The following is a 20,086-nucleotide window of genomic DNA, read 5'->3' on the forward strand; positions in this document are numbered from 1 at the left end:
GTCGTCGTCGGCGCCGAGCCGGTCGATGCCGAGCAGTTCGGCCATCACGGCCGCCACCACGGATTCGGCCCCCTCGGCGGGTGCCCGGTAGGCAGATTTCTCACCGACCGTCTCGACCGCCGCCAGTGCGGTCCGGTCCAGTTTTCCGGATGCGTTCACCGGCAACTCAGCGAGCACGGTGACCGCGGTGGGGACCATATAGGCCGGAAGTTCCCGCGCCACGCCGGCGAGCACGGTGGTCGGATCCACCGCCGTTGCCGGGCCGTCCGGCACCACGAACGCGTGCAGACGCGCGCTCTCCCCACTACCGGCGACGACGACAGCGGCCTGCGCCACCCCGGCCTGCGCGCCCAGTGCCGCTTCGATTTCGCCGAGCTCGATGCGCAGACCCCGCAACTTCACCTGGAAATCGTTGCGGCCCAGATACTCCAGCTCGCCCGCGCGATTCCAGCGCACCAGGTCGCCGGTGCGATACATCCGGACGCCCGGCCGGAAGGGGTCGGCGACGAACCGGTCGGCGGTCAGTTCCGGCCGGCCGACGTAGCCGCGCGCGAGTTGGGTTCCGGCGAGGTACAACTCGCCCGCGACACCCACCGAAACCGGACGCAACGCCCCATCCAGCACATACACCCGCGTGTTGAACACCGGACGACCGATCGGCACGGTCGCGGTGTCGCGCCCGGTGACCTCGTGATACGTCACATCGACCGCGGCCTCGGTCGGACCGTACAAATTGTGCAACGACGCCCCACCCAGCTCCCGCCACCGCACGGCCGTACCCGCCGCCAACGCCTCACCCGAAGTGAACACCCGCCGCAGGGTGCCCGGCGCCGGAGTCGAACCTTCGGTCAGCGCGCTCACGAACACGGCGAGCATCGACGGGACGAAATGTACCGTCGTGACGTCTTCTTCGGCGATCAGCCGGGCCAGGTAGCCGGGGTCGCGGTGCCCGTCCGGCCGAGCCACCACCAACCGCGCACCCACCTGCAACGGCCAGAACAACTCCCACACCGACACATCGAACGTCACCGGCGTCTTCTGCAACACCACATCATCGACACCCAGCCCGTACTCCGACTGCATCCACACCAGCCGATTCACGATCGCCCGATGACTCACCGCCACACCCTTCGGACGACCCGTCGAACCCGACGTGAAAATCACATACGCCACATGATCACCACCCAACGGCCGCAACCGATCCCGATCGGTGATCGGACCGTCCGCGAAACCCGACACATCCACGCGATCCACCGCGATCACCGGTAGCTGCGCGGGCACACCGGACGGCGAGACCCCGGAGATGCTCAGCACACAGTGCGGCCGCGCGGTCGCCAGGACATACCTGGTTCGGTCTTCGGGGTGATCGGGATCCAGCGGCAGGTAGGCCGCACCCGCGGCGACGATCGCATGTATCGCCACCACCATCTCGAATGAACGCGGAATACGGACGGCCACAATGGTTTCCGGCCCCACACCACGCTGGATCAGGTAGCGGGCGAGCCGGTGCACGCGCCGGTCGAATTCGCGATAGGACAGGCTGGTTCCCTCGAACGTCACCGCCGGAGCGGCGGCGCGCCGGTGCCGGGCGGCCGACAGCTCGGGTAGTGTGCGCGGCTCGATCGGCCGGTCGGTGGCGTTGGGTTCGGTCAGCAGCCGAGTCCGTTCGGCCGCCGACACGACGGCCACATCGGCGATCCGAGTCTCCGGCTCGGCGGTCAGCGCGTCGAGGATGCGTTCGAAGCCGTCCAGCTGGGCGGCGACGGATTCGGCGTCGAACAGCTCGGCGGCATAGTGGACGTGCAGATCGATCCCCGCGGCGGTGCCGTCCTCGGTGTAGCGCTCCGTGGCCGTCCACTGCTGGTCGATCTGGATCGGAGCAGCGGCCGGTTCCACCGGCGCGATCCGCAGTCCGCCGAGCCGCAGATCCGCGCGCGCCTGATTCTGCAGGGTCAACGCGATCTGATACAGGGGCGAATGCGATTGGGACCGAGTCGGATTCACCGCCTCGACGAGCTGCTCGAACGGCAGCGCGGCATGGTCGAAGGCGGCGAGATCCACCGCGCGCACGCGCTCCAGATGATCGACGAGCCGATCCTGCGCCCGGACCGGAGTCCGCAGCACGAGGGTGTTGACGAACATGCCGACCAGATCGTCGAGTGCCCGCTCCCCTCGCCCGGCGACCGGCGCGCCGATCACGATGTCCTCGCTGCCGCCGTATCGCGCCAGCAGGACCGACAGCGCCGCATGCAACACCATGAACGGCGTCACCCGCTGCTCGGCGGCGAGCGCGTCGATCCGCCGGTGCAGGTCCGGGCCGAGCACCGCGGTGACGGCCCCGCCGCGGTGTGCCGCCACCGCCGGTCGCGGCCGGTCGGTGGGCAGCGAGCACAGGGCGGGCGCGCCGGCCAGGTGTGCCCGCCAGTAGCTCAGGTGCCGAGCGATTTCCGACGCCGGGTCGTCGGGCGCCCCCAGCGTCCGCCGCTGCCACAGCGCGTAGTCCGCGTACTGGATCGGCAGCGCGGACCAGGTCGGCGCCGTACCGGCGGTGCGAGCCTGATAGGCGGTGGCGAGATCACGGGTCAGCGGTGCGAACGACCACCCGTCGGCGGCGATGTGGTGGACGACGAACAGCAGGACATGGGTCTGTTCGGCGCGGTCGGCCGCCGGGGCCCGCCGCACCCGCAGCAGTCGGATCCGCAGTGGAACCTCGCGGGTCACGTCGAACCTGCTGTGCGCCAGCGCATCGGCCGTCGACGCGATCTCCTCGCCCGCCACATCGGTGATGTCGAGATCGAGTGCCGTTGCGGGCAGCACCGCTTGGGTGGGGACACCGTCGCGTTCGGGATAGCACGTCCGCAGGGTTTCGTGGCGTTCCACGACGTCGGCGACCGCGGCGCGCAGGGCCGCCACATCCAGATTGCCGGTCAGCCGCAGTGCGAAGGCGATGTTGTAGCTGCCGCCGCGGCTGTCCAGGCGGTTGAGCAGCCACATCCGCTGCTGCGCGATCGACAGCGGCACCACGTCGGGCCGCGGAACCACGGCGGTGGGCCCGGAGTCGGCCACCGGGGCGTCCGCCAGGGTGATCCGGCTCGCCAGGGCGCGCACGGTGGACGCGTCGAAGACGGCTCGCAGCGGCACCGGCGTGCCGGCGGCCTTGCCGAGCCGGGCCGCCAGCTGGGTGGCCACCAGCGAATTGCCGCCCAGCGCGAAGAAGTCGTCGTCCGCACCGACCCGCTCGACACCGAGCAACTCGGCGAAGGTGTTCGCGACCAGCAGTTCCGCCGGTCCCACGGGCGCTCGATACCGTGTCGGCGCGAGCACCGGTTCCGGCAGTGCCTGACGATCGAGCTTGCCCACGGGGGTCAGCGGAACCTTGTCCAGCACCATCACGGCCGCCGGAACCATGTGCGACGGCAGCCGGCGAGCGGCGAAATCGGTGAGCTCGACCGGGTCCACCGCGCGGCCGGGCTTCGGCAGCACGTACGAGACCAGGGCGGTCCCGCGCACCTCGTGCGCACGCCCGATCGTGGTCGCGAAATCGACATCGGGGTGCGCGCCGAGGACCGCGTCGATCTCCCCGAGTTCGATCCGGAAACCGCGCACCTTGACCTGGAAATCGGTGCGCCCGACGTACTCCAGCTCCCAGTCCCCGGCGACCGGGATCCAGCGCACCACATCGCCGGTGCGGTACATCCGGCTGCCGGGCGCGCCCCACGGATTCGGCAGGAATCGCTCGGCCGTGGCGCCGGGCCGGTTGCGATATCCGCGGGCCAGTCCGCCCCCGGCCAGATACAGCTCACCGGCCACGCCCGGTGGCACCGGCCGCAGCCGCCGGTCGAGCACCAGTGCCGACATGCCGTGCACCGGGGTGCCGATGGTGATCGGCCGTCCCGCCCGCAGTTCGGCGTAGGAGGAGATGATCGTGGTCTCGGTGGGGCCGTAACCGTTGAGATAGCGACGACCGGGCTCCCACGCCGCGAGCAACTCCTCGGTCGTCACGTCACCACCGACCGAAACCACCTGCAGCTGCGGCTGATCGGCCGCATCGACGGTGCCGAGCACGGCGGGGGTGATGATGGCGTGGGTGACCTGCTCGGCCCGCAGCAGTTCGCCGAGTTCCGCGCCGCCGAGGATGCGGGCGGGCACGATCACCAGCGTCGCACCGGTCGCGAAGGCGCAGATCCATTCCAGCACCGAAGGATCGAAACTCGGCGAGCAGATGTGCAGCATGCGATGGTCCCCGCGCAGCCCGTAGCGCTCGATCGCATGCCCCGCCAGTCCGCCCAGGCCCGCGTGGGTGACGGTGACGCCCTTGGGTTTTCCGGTGGACCCGGAGGTGTAGATCACGTAGGCCGGGTGCGACATCCGCAGCGGGGCGAGCCGGTCGGCATCGGTGATCGGATCGGTCGACCGCGCGCGCAGGTCGGCGTCGAGGGCCGGATCGTCGAGCACCAGCCACCGCACGCCCTCGGGCAGCGCGTCCGCATAGGCCGCGACCGTGACACCGATCCGCGCCGCCGAATCGGTGACCATGTAGCGCATCCGATCCGCCGGATAGGTGGGGTCGACCGGCACGTGCGCGCCGCCTGCCTTCGCCACCGCGAGTGCCGCCGCGACCATCTCGTAGGAGCGTGGAAGTGCCAGCGCCACCAGCTGTTCCGGACCGACTCCGGTGGCGATCAGCAGCCGGGCCAGACGGGTGGAGTAGTCGTCGAGTTCGCCGTAGCCGATCGAGCGGTCCTCGTATCGGACGGCGATCCGATCGCGCCCGTAGCGCGCGCCGGCGGTCAGCAACTCCGGCAGCAAGGCGGTCGCCATCACCGCATCGTCGTGAACGCGGGTGAACCGGGCGTATTCCTCCTCGCTCAGCAGCGCGAGATCGCCCACCGGCCGCTCCGGTTCGGCCACCAGATCGCGCACCAGCGCGGTGAATCGGCGGGCGAAACCCGCGACGGTCGCGTGGTCGAACAGATCACGGGCATAGGCGAATTCGGCAACCATGCCCGCACCGGACTCGCGGACGTTCAGGGCGAGGTCGAATTTCGCCGTGCCGGAGTCGAGTTCGACCGTGGCCGCCCGCAGCCCCGGCAGCTCCAGGTCCGCACCCGGCTGATTCTCGAAGGCCAGCGCCACCTGGAACAGCGGATGCCGGGCCGTCGAGCGTTCCGGTTCGAGCAGTTCGACGAGCCGTTCGAACGGAATATCGGCATGCGCGAAGGCGTTCAGGTCGGCATCTTTGGTGGATTCCAACAATTGCGTGAAACTCGCGCCACCGGACACGTGCGTGCGCAGCACCACCGTGTTGACGAACATGCCGATCAGATCGTCGAGTTCGCGCTCGCCGCGGCCGGCGATCGGGGACCCGATCGCCAGATCCTCGGTGCCGGTCATCCGCGCCAGGAAAATCGCCAGCGCGGTGTGTACGGCCATGAAGGTGGTCGCCTGCCCGCGCCGGGCGAGGGCGCGCAGGCCGTCGCAGGTCTGCGCGTCGATCTCGAATCGCACCACGCCGCCGGTATAGGTGGGGCGCATCGGACGGGGCCGATCGGTGGGCAGATTCAGCTCGTCGGCCAGCCCGGCCAGTGCGGTGCGCCAGTACGCGGCCTGGCCGGCGAGGATGCTGTCGGGGTCGGAGTCGGAACCGAGAACCTCGCGCTGCCAGATGCTGTAGTCGGCGTACTGCACCGGCAGCGGCGTCCACCGCGGCGCCGCACCGGCAGCGCGGTGCGCATATGCCGTCATCAGGTCGCGGGTCAGCGGGGCGATCGACCAGCCGTCGGCGGCGATGTGGTGGGCCACGAAAACCAGAACATGCTCGGATTCGTCGGCGACGCGCAGCAGCGCGATCCGCACCGGCGGTTCGGCCGTGACATCGAATCCCGGTGCGATCAGCTCCGCGAGATGGCCGGAGAGTTCCGCTCGCGCAACGGTTCTCGGCAGCAGGCGCAGCGGAACCTCCGCTGCCGGAAGGACGACCTGTACCGGGCCGTCCTCGGTGTCGGGGTAATGGGTCCGCAGTGTCTCGTGCCGCTCGACCACATCGCCGATCGCGGCCGTCAGCGCGGCGAGGTCGAGATCACCGGTCAGGCGCACCGCCACCGGAATGTTGTGGACCGACGATGCCGGATCGAACCGGTTGAGGAACCACATCCGCTGCTGTGCCGGAGACAGCGGAATACGCTGCGGACGAGCAGATTTCAGCAACGGCGGGCGTTGCGCCGCCCCGGCCTCACCGCCGAGCGCCGCGGCGAACCCCGCCACGGTGGAAGCCTCGAACAAGGTGCGCACCGGTACCCGCGCACCCACGATCCGGCCGATGCGGGCGCTCACCCCGGTGGCGTCGAGCGAACTGCCGCCGAGCGCGAAGAAGTCGTCGTCACGGCCGACCCGGGCACGGCCCAGAACCTCCGCGAACACCTCGGCGACCCGCTGTTCCAGCGGTGTGCGCGGGGCCTGGAACTCCGCCGCTCGCAGCTGCGGAACGGGCAGTGCCGCGCGGTCGAGTTTGCCGCTGCTGTTCAGCGGAAATTCGTCGAGTTCGACGACGGCGGCGGGAATCATATAGGCGGGCAGCACCGCGCCCAGTCCGGTTCGCACCGCCTCGACATCGAGGTCGGTCCCGGGTACGGGGATCACGTAGCCGGCCAGATAGTCGCCGCTGTCACCGGTGATCAGGCGCACCGCGGCCTGCCCCACGCCCGGGGCGGCCAGCAGCGCGGTCTCGATTTCCGGTAGTTCGATGCGCTGCCCGCGGAACTTCACCTGGAAATCGATACGGCCCAGATAGTCGAGCTCCCCCTCCGGCGTCCACCGGACCAGATCGCCGGTGCGGTACATGCGGTCGCCGCCGTAGCCGAACGGATTGGCCACGAAGCGTTCCGCGGTCAGATCGGCGCGCCCGTAATAGCCCCGAGCGAGCTGCACTCCGGCCAGATACAACTCGCCCGGCACCCCGATCGGCACCGGATGCAGCCGCGAATCCAGCACGAAGACCTGCGAATTCCATTCCGGCTCGCCGATGGGAACGCTCCGCACGTCGGCCGGCGTCGCCTCGTGGCAGGTGATCGAGACGGCCGCCTCGGTCGGGCCGTAGAGGTTGTGCAGGGCGCCGCCGCATTTCTCGGCGAACAGCGCCGCGGTCTCGGCGGGCAGCGCCTCACCGACGACGAATACCGCACGCAGCGTGGACAATTCGTCGGCGGCGGCGTGGTTGAGAAAGACGGTGAGCATGGACGGGACGAAGTCGGTCAACGTCACCCGCCGCTCGGCCACGGTCTCGGCGAGATAGCGCGCATCGCGGTGACCGTCGGGGGTGGCCAGGATCAGGGTCGCACCGGCCCGCAGCGGCAGGAAATAGCCCCATAGCGAGACATCGAAGGTGGTCGCCGTCTTCTGCAGGTAGATATCGGTGGCGCGCACCCCGTATTCGCTGTGCATCCATTCCAGCTGATTGGCGATCGCGCGATGGCTGACGGCCACGCCCTTGGGCCGGCCGGTCGAACCGGAGGTGAACAGGACATACGCCGGATGATCCGGGTGCAGGGTGGCATGCCGCTCGTGCTCGCCGATCTTGGCCGCGGAGTAGCCGTCGAGGTCGAGCTCGTCGAGGTGGTGCAGGGCCGTCACCGCCGCACCCGGCGGTAGTTCGAAGCCGGCCGCCCGGGTGGTCAGCACGCTGTGCGGCCGGGCGGTGGCGAAGATGTGGCCGATGCGCTCGATCGGATGGCCGGGATCGACCGGGACGTAGGCGCCGCCCGCGCGGAGCACGGCGTACATGCCGACGACCAGTTCGATCGAACGCGGCATGGCCAGCACCACCAGCGTCTCCGGCCCGACCCCGGATTCGATCAGCTTGCGCGCCAGCCGATTCACCCGATCCGACAGCTCGCGGTAGCTGAGTTCGGTCTCGCCGAAGACCAATGCGCGGTGATCGGGGGTGCGGCGGGCCTGCATATCGAAGCCGTCGTGCAGGAAACGGTCCAGCACCTTGTGGCCGCTCGCGTTCCAGCTGGAGGTCACATAGTCGAGCTCACCGGCGTCGAGCAGTTCCAGATCACCGACCGCGCGCCCCGGCTCGGCGGTGGCGCCGGCCAGCAGGCGAACGAATTTGACGGCGAATTCCGCCACCGTCGGTCTGTCGAAAAGATCGGTCGCATAGGTGAATTCGGCCCGGTACCCGGACCCGGCGGCGGGTTCGGAGACGGTCAACTGCAGATCGAATTTGGCGAAGCCCGGGTCGAAGTCGACCGGTTCGGTATCCAGGCCCGGCAGCTCGGGCGTACTCAGACCGAGATTCTGCATGAAGAACCCGACCTGGAACAGCGGATGCCGGGACTGGGAGCGGGCCGGATTCAAGACCTCGACCAGCCGCTCGAACGGGATGTCCGCATGTGCGAAGGCGTCCAGGTCCCGAGCGCGGATGCGCCGCACGAGCTCGGCGAATTCGACGTCGCCGGTGACGCGACTGCGCAGCACCAGGGTGTTGACGAACATGCCGACCAGATCGTCGAGGGCACGCTCCCCGCGCCCGGCCACCGGTGTGCCGATCGCGATATCGGTGGTCCCCGACAGCCGGGCGAGCAGGACCGCCAGGGCCGCGTGCAACACCATGAACGGGGTCGCGCGCAGCTCGTCGGCTAGCGCGTCGATCGCGGCCCGCAACTCGGCGTCGATCGCGAATTCGACCGTCGCGCCCCGGTAGGAGGCGACCGCCGGGCGTGGCCGATCGGCCGGAAGATCCAACTGTGCGGGCAGGTCGGCCAGTTCACGCCGCCAGAAGGCGAGCTGGCGAGCCGCCTCGGAGTTCGGGTCGTCGTCCGCGCCCAGGACCCGCTGCTGCCAGAGCGTGTAATCGGCGTACTGCAGGGGCAGCGGAGCCCACTGCGGCCGCTCGCCCCGGATGCGTGCCGAGTACGCCGCGACCAGGTCCCGCAGCAGCGGTCCCATCGAGACCCCGTCGGCGGCGATGTGATGGACCACCAGCACCAGCGTGTGGTCGTCGGGTCCGCTGCGCAGCAGGTGCACGCGCACCGGAATATCGGCGGAGACATCGAAACCCGTTGCCGCCGCCTCGGCTACGGTGGCGGCCAACTCCTGCTCGGCCACGTCCACCGGCGCGAGCTCCGGCGTCCCGGCCGGCCGGATCACCTGCACCGCGCCCGCGGCCGTCTGCGGGTACACCGTCCGCAACACTTCGTGCCGGGCGATCACATCCGCCACGGCCGCGCGCAGGGCCGCCACGTCGAGTCGGCCCCGCAGCCGCAGCGCCACCGGGGTGTTGTCGACGGCGGCCGCGTCGTTCCCGCCCGGTTCACTGTTGGCCAGGCGGTTCAGGAACCACATTCGCCGCTGCGCCGGCGACAGCGGCACCGTCTCCGGCCGCGGTCCGGCGGTGAGCGGGGGGCGGACCGGTGCGGCGGTCGCCGCGGCCGCCAACCCGGCCGGGGTGGGGCGATCGAAGAAGTCGCGCACGTCGACGGTCGTCTGCAGGGCGGCCGCGATTCGTGCGATCGCGCGGGTGGCCAGCAGCGAATTGCCGCCACGGGCGAAGAAGTCGTCGTCGGCGCCGACCGCGTCGACGCCGAGCAGATCGGCGAAGATCTCGGCCACCGCCCGCTCGGCCGGAGTGCCCGGCTCCCGATAGGTATCGGTGGCGGCACCGAAGTCCGGCTCCGGCAGGGCTTTGCGATCCAGCTTGCCGTTGGCGTTCACCGGCATCGCGTCCAGGGCGACGAGCAGGCTCGGCACCATGTATTCCGGCAGTTGCCGGGCGGCCGCGCTCAGGATCGCACCGGAGTCGAGCACACAGCCCGGGGCGGGTACCGCATAACCGATCAGATGATCGCCCGTCTGGTGCCGGTACAGCAGCACCGCCGCCTGCGCGACGGATTCGTGGGCCAGCAGCGCCGCCTCGACCTCGCCCAATTCGATCCGCAATCCGCGCAGCTTGACCTGAAAGTCGCTGCGGCCCAGATATTCCAGCTCGCGGGGACCACCGTCCGCGCCACGACGCCAGCGGACCAGGTCGCCGGTGCGATACATGCGGTCGCCGGGCGCCCCGTGCGGGCCCGCGACGAACCGATCGGCGCTCAGCGCCGGTCGGCCGAGGTATCCGCGGGCCAGCTGCACGCCGGACAGGTACAGCTCGCCCACCACCCCGTCGGGCACCGGCTGCAGATTGTCGTCGAGCACCAGCAGATCGGTGTCGTCCGCGGCCGCGCCGATCGGCACCGAGACCGCGTCCTCGCCCGTGACCTCGTGCGCCGTCACGTCGACCGCGGCCTCGGTGGGTCCGTACAGGTTGTGCAGACTCGCACCGCTCACATCGCGGAAGGCGGCGCCGGTCGCGGCGGGCAACGCCTCCCCGGAGGCGAATACGGCGCGCAGCGATTCGATCCGCTCGGCCGCACCCGCGTCCGCCACGGCGGCGGCGAACACGGCCAGCATCGAGGGTACGAAATGGGCGATGGTGACCCGTTTTTCGGCGATCATCCGAATCAGATAGGCCGGGTCGCGGTGCCCGTCCGGGGCGGCGAGCACCAGCCGGGCGCCGACCTGCAACGGCCAGAAGAACTCCCACACCGAGACATCGAACGTGAACGGGGTCTTCTGCAGCACCACATCGCCCTCGTGCATCCGGTAGCACCGCTGCCGCCAGCGCAGGTTGGCCACGATCGCCCGGTGCGAGACGGCCACGCCCTTGGGCCGCCCGGTGGAACCCGAGGTGAAGATGACGTACGCGATGGCGTCCGGATGCGTGCGGGGCAGATCCTCGGCCTCCGGGGCGGAGGGCAGTTCACCGGTGTCCCAGTCGAATTCGTCGATGCGCAGCACCGGAACCCCGGTGAGCGCCGGCGCGTCGGCCGCGGTGAGGACGACCACCGGCGCGGCCACCTCGAGCACATAGGCGATGCGCTCGGCCGGATGGTCGGGATCGATGGGCACGTAGGCGCCACCGGCCTTGTGTACGGCATACATCCCGATCACCAGCTCCAGGGACCGATACAGGGACAGACCCACCCGGCTGTCCGGTCCCACTCCCATTCGGATCAGCTGCCAGGCCAGTGCGTTCGCCCGGGCATCGAGTTCGGCGTAGGTCAGCGTCCGACCCTCGAACTCCACCGCGACCGCGTCCGGCGTGCGCGCCACCTGTTCGGCGAACAGGCTCGCCAGGGTGTCGGCGGGAGCCAGGCCCGGTGACAGCACGCCCGCCGCCGCGGTCAAGGCGTCGTCGAGCAACTCGGAGACAGCCGCGGCCAGCGCCCCTTCCGCGCCGTCCAGCAGCCCGGGGAAGCGGCCCGAGACCACCACCTGCACCAGTGCGTCCGGGGTGAGGGCATCGCCCATCGCGGTGGTCAGGGTGCTCAATTCGGTGTGCAGGTCGGTGTAGCTGATCGACGATTCGCCGTGGCGGACCGCGACCCGCTGCGGTTCCAGCTCGGCGACGACCTCGATCAGATACGGCAGGTCCGCGATTCCGTAGGCGCCGCGCAACGCCGGATGGGCGGTGGACCGGACGGGTGTAACCGACTCTGCATGCGTCATCAGTGGGTTCCTTCCGTGGTGAGCACGCCCTGTGCGCGCAGGTGCAGGGCCTCGAGCAGGGTCGCGAGCCCGCCGGCACCGGCGGTCAGCACACCGGGCAGCAGCCCGGCCAGCGCGACGTTGAGCAGCGCGTCCGTTCCGGCACCGGCCCCCATGGCGCGGCCGACGGCGGTGAGCTTGTGGTGGAGTTCGGCGAATGCGACCGCGCGACCGTCGAATTCGACTGCCACCGAATCCGGCGCGGCGCCCGCGGCGGCGGCGATGAGTTCGAGCAGATCGCCGGGCAGCCGGCCGGTGGACGCCGGCCGGGCGGCAGCGGGCCGGCGTTCGTCCGCGGTGCGAATATCGATGGCGCGCACCGCGATCGACGGATCGGCCGCGACGGCCCGCAGAACCAGTTCCAGCCGTTCGGCGAACAACCGGACCGTGCGCTCGTCGAAAATGTCGGTCGGATAACAGAACTGCATGCGCAGCCGCTGCAGATCGCCGCGGTGATCGAACTCCTCCAGGGCGGTGAGCTGGAGGTCGAATTTCGCCTCCGGCAGCTCGGGTTCGAGCGTCTCCACCCGCAGACCGGGCAGGGCCACCGCATCGACCGGCAGGTTCTGGAAGGTGAACAGCACCTGGAAGATCGGCGGATAGGAACTGGTTCGGACCCGGCCCAGCGCCTCCACCACCCGTTCGAACGGCACCTCGGTACGCCCGAGCGCGGCCAGATCATCCGCCCGGACCCGCCGCAGCAGTTCGGCGAAACTCATCCGGGCGTCGACCTCGGTGCGCAGCGCGACGGTGTTGACGAACATGCCGACCAGGTCGTCGAGCTCACGTTCCCCGCGACCGGCGACCGGAGCGCCGATGACGATGTCGGATTGTCCCGACAACTTCGCCAGCAGTACCGCGAAGGCGGCGTGCATGGTGGAGAACAGGGTCGTCCCGTGGGCACGGGCGACACCGGACAACTGGGCGACCAATGGCTGATCGAAGGCGAAATCGACGGTGGCGCCGCGCATCTCGCGGCGGGCCGGGCGCGGCCGATCGGTCGGCAACGACAACTGTTCCGGAGCGCCGGCCAACCGCTCCCGCCAGTAGTCGAGTTGCTGGGACAGCAGGCTGCCGGGGTCGGTGTCGGCGCCCAGGACGGAACGCAGCCATTCGCTGTAGTCCGCGTACTGCACCGGCAGGGGCGACCACTGCGGTGCGACACCGGTCAGGCGCGCGGAATACGCGGCGACGAGGTCGCGGGTCAGCGGTCCCATCGAGTATCCGTCCGCGCTGATGTGGTGCACCACCACGACCAGGATGTGCTCGTCGTCGGCCACCCGGAGCAGGCGCACCCGCACCGGCGGCGCGGCGGTGATATCGAAGCCTTCGGCCACGACGGCGGCGATCTCCGCGTCGATTCGGTGGCGCGGCACCGGCACCGGATCCGCGTCGACCGTCAGCGCCGAGGGCGCGAGCACCTCCTGGACGGGGCCGCGGTCGGTCTCCGGATACCGGGTGCGCAGGATGTCGTGCCGCTGCACCAGATCCGCGAGCGCGGCCCGCAGGGCGTCGTGGTCCAGGGCTCCGGTCAGGCGCAGGGCGACGGGCACGTGGTAGGCCGCCGAATCCGGCATCAACCGATGGAGCACCCACATGCGCTGCTGAGCGAGCGACAGCGGAACCGCGCCGCTACCGGATCGAGGACGCAGCGGTGCCCGACCGTCCCGCTCTGCCGTGTCGATCCATTCGGCGAGCGCGGCGACCGTTGGCGCCGCGAAGACGGTCGCCACCGGAATCCGCACTCCCGTCGCCGCGCCGAGCCGCGCCGCCAAACGCGCCGCCGACAGGGAATTGCCGCCCAGTTCGAAGAAGTCGGTGTCCACGCCCACTCGCAGCGCGGTCTCGGCCGCGCCGCCGACCAGGTCGGCGAATTCGGTCGCCACCAGATGTTCGGTCGCGGTGGCGGGCTCGCGAAACTCGTTGTCCGACAGCACCGGTGCGGGCAGCCGATCGCGATCGACCTTGCCGTTGGCGGTGAGCGGCAATGCGTCCAGCACCACCACGGCGGCGGGGACCATGTATTTCGGCAGGTCCCGGTGCAATGCCCGACGGAGTCCGGAGGCGTCGACTCCCCCGCCGGGCACCGCCGCGTAGGCGATCAGCCGCGGCCCGGCCGTGCCGTCGACGCGGGCCGTCGCGACCGCCGCATCCACCCCGGGCTGCCGCAGCAGGGCCGCCTCCACCTCGCCGAGCTCGATCCGGAAGCCGCCGATCTTGACCTGGAAGTCGGCGCGTTCCAGATATTCCAGCAGTCCGTCCGGGCGCCGACGCACGATATCGCCGGTCCGGTACATGCGGCCGCCGGTGAACGGGTCGGCGACGAAGCGGCTCGCCGTCAGCTCCGGCTGTGCTTGATAGCCACGGGCCAGCTGGGCGCCCGCCAGATACAACTCGCCCGGCACCCCGGCCGGTACGGGGCGCAACCGCCGGTCGAGAACGTAGCCGCGGCTGTTCCAGACCGGCGTACCGATCGGGACCACCGGATCCGGCGCCGCGCCCACCCGGTGCGCGGTCACCGACACCGCTGTTTCGGTCGGACCGTAGAGGTTGTACAACGTGGCGCCGCTGCGGGTTCCGAACTGCTCGGCCATCGACCGCGGCAGTGCCTCGCCGATCGCTAGCACCGCGCGCAGCTCCGCCGGCAGACCCGCGGTATCGGCCAGCAGCATGCCGAGCAGCGAGGGCACGGTGAACAACAGGCTGACCCGATGGCGTGCCATGAGTTCGCGCAACAGATCGGGATCGCGTTCGCTGCCCGGCGCGGTGACGACCAGCGCACCGCCGGCGGTCGGCAGCGACCAGAACTCCCATACCGACAGATCGAAGGTCGCGGGGGTCTTGAGCAGGGCGCGGTCGGCGGCGCCGATACCGAATTCGGCACGCAGCCACAGCAATTGGTTGACCACCGCGGCATGGGAGATCGCGACGCCCTTGGGCCGGCCGGTGGAGCCGGAGGTGAAGATCACGTACGCGGTGTTCGCCGGGCGCAGCGGCGCGATGCGCTCGGCGGCCGTGATCGGCGCCCTGGAGTAGGACGCCGGCCGCGTCCGCGGATCGACGAGCGCGACCGCATCCCCGAGTCCCGGCAGCTCGTCGCCGGTGGTCAGCACACAGACCGGGTCAGCGGTCTCCACGATCCGGGCGATCCGCTCGGCCGGGTGATCGAGATCGACCGGTACGTACGCTCCCCCGGCCTTGGCGACCGCGAACATCGCGATCACCAGATCGGCCGAACGCCGCAGTGCCAGCACCACGTTCGCCTCCGGGCCGACGCCCAGCCCGATCAGGTGGCGGGCGAGCCGGTTGGCCCGGGCGTCGACGTCGCGGTAGCTCAGCCGGGTTCCGCCGGCCGTCTCGTCGATCAGGGCCACCGCGTCGGGGGTCGCCGCGACCTGCGCGTCGAGCAGATCCACCAGGGTCGCGGCCGGCAGGTCGCGCTGGGTGCGGTTGCAGTCCTCGACGACGAACCGGTACTGGTCCTCGCCGAGCAGGTCCAGATCCCGGATCCGGGTCGTGGGCTCGGCGACGATGGTTTCCAGTACCCGGGTGAGCTGACCGGCGATGCGTTCGGCGGTCTCGGCGGTGAACAGGTCGGTGGCGTAGCCGAGCGCCAGCGCGATCCCGGCCGGGGCGCCGGAGTCGGTGTAGCGATCGACGGCGAACAGGTGCAGATCGAATTGCGCTGTCGTGGTGTCGGATTCGACCTCGGTCACGGTGAGCCCGGGCAACCGCAGCTCGGCCCGGTCGTGGTTCTGGAAGGACAGGCCCACCTGTACCAGCGGATGCCGCGCGGTCGACCGCCGTGGATTCAGCACCTCGACCAGGCGCTCGAACGGCACATCGGTATGGGACAGCGCCGCGATGTCGGCCGCGCGCACCGTCTCGAGCAACGCCTCGAACGTCGCGTCGGTGTCGACCGCGGTCCGCAACACCACGGTGTTGACGAACATGCCGATGACCTCGTCCAGAGCGGCATCGTTGCGCCCGGCCACCGGGGTCCCGACCGCGATGTCACCGGTATCGCAGAGCCGGGCCAGTACCGCCGCGAAGGCCGCGTGCACCACCATGAACAGGGTGGCTCCGGCGCTCCGGCCGAGTGTGCTGAGCCGCCGGTGCACAGCGGCGTCGATCGTGCGGGCCACCCGCTGCCCGCGCAGGCTCCGGACGGCCGGGCGTGGCCGGTCGGTGGGCAGATCGAGCTGGTCGGGCAGCCCGGCCAGGGTCCGGCGCCAGAAATCGATCTGCTGTGCGGCCACGGATTCGGGATCGTCCTCGGCCCCCAGCAGCCGGTGCTGCCACAGTGCGTAATCGGCGTACTGGACCGCCGGTGGCGACCAGCTCGGCCGGGCGCCGCGGACTCGTGCCTCGTAGGCGCACATCAGATCGGCGACGAAGGGCACCATCGAGGAGCCGTCGGCGCAGATGTGGTGCAGCACCGCGGCGAGCACATATTCGTGCTCGGCGAGCCGGAACACCCGCACCCGTACCGGCACGTCCGCGGTGACGTCGAAACCGGTCGCCACCAGCTCGTGAATCCGCTGTGGCAGTTCGGTTTCCGTGATGGCGATCGGGGCCGCGTCGATCCGCACCCGGTCGGCGGGCAGAATCACCTGGGCCGGCCGGCCGTCGATCTCGGGATACACGGTGCGCAGCGATTCGTGCCGGCGCACCACATCGTGCAGCGCGTCGCCCAGGGCGGGCAGATCCGCCGTGCCGGACAGCCGCAGCACCAGTGGGATGTGGTACGCGGACGAGGTCCGGTCGAACCGATTGAGGAACCACATCCGCTGCTGCGCGGGCGACAGCGGGAGCCGATCGGGGCGAACACCGGCCACCAGGGCGGGCCGCTCACCACCGGCCAGCGCCGCTACCGCCAGATCCGCCACCCGGGGGTGCTCGAACAGGGTGCGCACCGGGACGGTGACGCCGAGCGCCGCGCCGATCCGGGCGACCGCCTTGGCCGCCGACAGTGAACTACCACCGAGATCGAAGAAGTCGTCGTCGGCGCCGACCGCGCGATCGGAATCGAGATCGGTGAGCACCTCGGCGAAGATTCCGGCCACGATCTGCTCGGCCGGCGTCACCGGCTTGCGGTAGGCGACGGTGTCGAACACCGGCGCGGGCAGCGCGCGCATATCCAGTTTCCCGTTGACGGTCAACGGAATTCGCTCGACCGCCACGACCGCGGCGGGCACCATGTGCTCGGGCAGCAGCTCGGCGACGGCGCGCCGCACCCGCCGCATATCCGTGTCGGCGCTGCCGACCACGTAGCCGACGATGCGAGCCTCTCCAGCGTCGCCGGCAGCGCGCACCACGACCGCGGCCTGCTCGACCGACTCCACGGTCAGCAGAGCGGCCTCGATTTCGCCGAGCTCCACCCGGAACCCCCGCAGGTTGACCTGGTGGTCGGCGCGGCCGAGGTATTCGAGTTCGCCGGTCGCGGTCCACCGGGCGAGGTCGCCGGACCGATAGGCCAACGCGCCCGGCGCGCCGTAGGGATCGGCGACGAACCGCGCGGCGGTGAGTTCCGGCCGCCGCAGATATCCGCGCGCCAATTGCCCACCGCTGACATAGATTTCGCCCGGGACACCCACCGGAACCGGCCGCAGTCGCGAATCCAGCAGGCGCACGGCCAGGCCCGGGAGGGCGGCACCGATGACGCTGGCGCCACCGGTCTCGGCGTCGATCGGCCGATAGGACACATGCACCGTCGTCTCGGTGATGCCGTACATATTGATCAGCCGCGGCCCCTGCGGGTAGCGCGCGAACCAGTCCCGCAGCCGGGCGGGCTCGAGCGCCTCACCACCGAAGATCACATACCGCAGCCGGTACTCGGCCGGCGCCTCGGCCGAGTCGGCGCTCGCCAGCTGGTAGAACGCGGAGGGCGTCTGGTTCAGGACAGTGACGCCCTCCTCGACCAACAGTTCCCGGAACTGCTGCGGCGACCGGGAGGTGAAGTAGTCGACCACCACCAGCCGCCCGCCGTGCAGCAGCGCACCCCACAGCTCCCACACCGAGAAATCGAAGGCTGCCGAGTGGAACATCGTCCACACGTCGTCGGGGCCGAAGTCGAACCGCTCGCGGGTATTGTCCAGCAGCCGAATCACATTCGCGTGCGGTACCTGCACACCTTTGGGCCGGCCGGTGGAGCCGGAGGTGTAGATGACATAGGCGGTGGCGTCCGCACGCAGGGGTGCCCGACGATCGGCGTCGGTGACGGGAGCCGGATCCAGATCCGACCAGGCCACCGTGTCGAGGTCGATCACGGGTCCGCCGAACCAGCCCCGGGCCGGGCCGCCCGAGCCGGTGACGGCACAGACCGGGCGCGCGTCGGCGACGATGTATTCGATGCGATCGGCGGGGTAGCCCGGGTCGATCGGCAGATAACCGGCGCCGGATTCGACAACTGCGAGCAACGCGACGATCAGATCGGCGGTCCGCGGCAAAGCCACCGCGACCAGCGTTTCCGGGCCGGCGCCGGCCGCGATCAGGCGGCGGGCGAGCCGGTTCGCCCGATCCTCGAGTTCGCCGTAGGTGAGGGTGATCTCGCCCGCTCGCACCGCGACGGCCGCACGGTTCCGGCGAGCGGCGATCTCGAACCGCTCGGCGATGGTGGCTCGCTCGGCCCGATCGGCACCGGTGACCGACCACTCGTACAGCGCCCGATGCTGTTCCTCGGCGCTGAGCAATTGGATGTCGCCGACCACGACGGTCCGATCGTGGCTCACCGCGGCCAGCACCTGCTCGAACCGGCGTGCGAGCTCCGCGATCGTGCCGGCGTCGAAAAGATCGGTGGCATAGGTGATCTCGACGGCCATACCGCCGGCCCGTCCGTCGGCGTCGATCGTCTCGACCAGGGTGAATTGCAGATCGAATTCCGCGGCCGCCGCGTCGAGCTGCTCGGGGGCGACGCGCAGGCCGGGCAGTTCCACCTCCGGCAGGGCGAAGTTCTGGAAGGTCAGTGCCACCTGGAACAGCGGGTGCCGATTGCCGGTGCGGACCGGGGCCAGCAGCTCCACGATCTGCTCGAACGGCACGTCGGCCTGCGACAGCGCCGCGATGTCCTGGGCCCGGACCGTGTCCAGCAGGGTGTGGAAATGCTCGCGGCTGTCGACTTCGGTGCGCAGCACGATGGTGTTGACGAACATGCCGACCATCGGGTCCAACGCGGATTCACCCCGGCCCGCGACCGGTGTGCCGATCGCGATGTCGGCGGCGCCCGACATCCGCGACAGCAGCACGGCCAGGGCGGCGTGCACGGTGCTGAACAGGGTCGTCTCGTGTTTGCGAGCGAGTTCGCCGAGTTCGCTGTGCAGATCGGAGTCGATCTGGAACCGGTAGCTCCCGGCCCGATACGAGGGCGTGGCGGGCCGCGGGCGATCGGTGGGCAGCTCGAGCTGATCCGGCAGCCCGCTCAATCGGTCTCGCCAGTACTCGCGCTGGCGGAACAGTTCGGAGCCGGGATCGGCGGGATCACCGAGCACCTCGGCCTGCCACACCGCGTAGTCCCGGTACTGCACCGGCAATGGCGGCCACCATGGTTCGCGGCCCTCGCGCCGCGCCGCATACGCCGTGGTGATATCGGCCGCCAAGGGCCCGAGCGAGAATCCGTCGGCACAGATGTGATGCAGTACCAGCAGCAGGACGTGCTCGTCGGGTGCCAATTCGAAAAGTGCGGTACGCACACCGGTTTCGGCCGTCAGGTCGAAGGTCGTGGACAGTGCGGAGATCCGGTCCGGCAACTGCGCCGGCGCGATCGGCTCGGGATGCAGCGCCGGACGGTGGTCGGCGGCCGGCTCCACGATCTGTACCGGCCCCTCGGCGGTTTCGGGATAGCGGGTGCGCAGCGTTTCGTGCCGGGCGACGACATCGGCCAGCGCCGCGCGCAGGGCCGCGATATCCAGATCCCCGCGCAGCCGCAGCGCCAGCGGGATGACGTCGACCGCGGGCTCGGCCGATTCGCCGGCACGATAGCGGTTGAGGAACCAGATGCGGCGCTGGGCGGCCGCCAGCGGCACCGGTCCCGGATGGGTGCGGGCGGTGAGCGGTGCCCGCGCCCCGGTACCCGCCCGGCGCTGGGCCCGCGCGGTCAGCTCGGCCACGGTGGACGCCTCGAACAGGACCCGGACCGGCAGCTGCGTGTCCAGCGCCGCGCCGATCCGGGCGAGGACCCGGGTGGCCAGCAGGGAGTTGCCGCCGAGATCGAAGAAGTCGTCGTCGCGGCCGACCCGCTCGACGCCCAGCACCTCGGCGAAGACGGCGGCCACCAGCGCCTCGGCCGGGCTCTCGGGCGCGCGATATTCGCGACGCTGCCAGACCGGGTCCGGCAGGGCGGCGCGATCGAGTTTGCCGGCCGCGTTGAGCGGGAAGGAATCGAGCACGACGTACGCCGCGGGCAGCATGTAGGCCGGAAGCCGTTCGGCGAGCGCGATTTTCACGCGGTCGAGATCGAGATCGTCGTCCTCGTCGGGCACCAGGTAGCCGACCAGCCGGTCAC

At 70.5% G+C, this 20,086-nt stretch carries 2 protein-coding genes (1 of these 2 cut by a window edge); both read right to left on the bottom strand.

The window, feature by feature from the left end; genetic code table 11:
* A partial coding sequence (locus tag ON37_RS22930; RefSeq protein ID WP_040722214.1) for a non-ribosomal peptide synthetase occupies positions 1-11,547 on the bottom strand: 11,547 nt, incomplete at its 3' end.
* Positions 11,547-20,086 carry the final stretch of a non-ribosomal peptide synthetase gene (locus tag ON37_RS22935; RefSeq protein WP_083893226.1) on the bottom strand. It continues 9,130 nt past the right edge of the window, so the window shows 8,540 of its 17,670 coding nt (coding positions 9,131-17,670); its start codon lies beyond the right edge, outside the window — the gene reads right to left on this strand; its stop codon occupies positions 11,547-11,549. The genes ON37_RS22935 and ON37_RS22930, both read right to left, overlap by 1 nt.

The sequence above is a fragment of the Nocardia veterana NBRC 100344 genome, assembly GCF_000308855.1.
In the GTDB taxonomy this organism is placed as follows: domain Bacteria; phylum Actinomycetota; class Actinomycetes; order Mycobacteriales; family Mycobacteriaceae; genus Nocardia; species Nocardia veterana.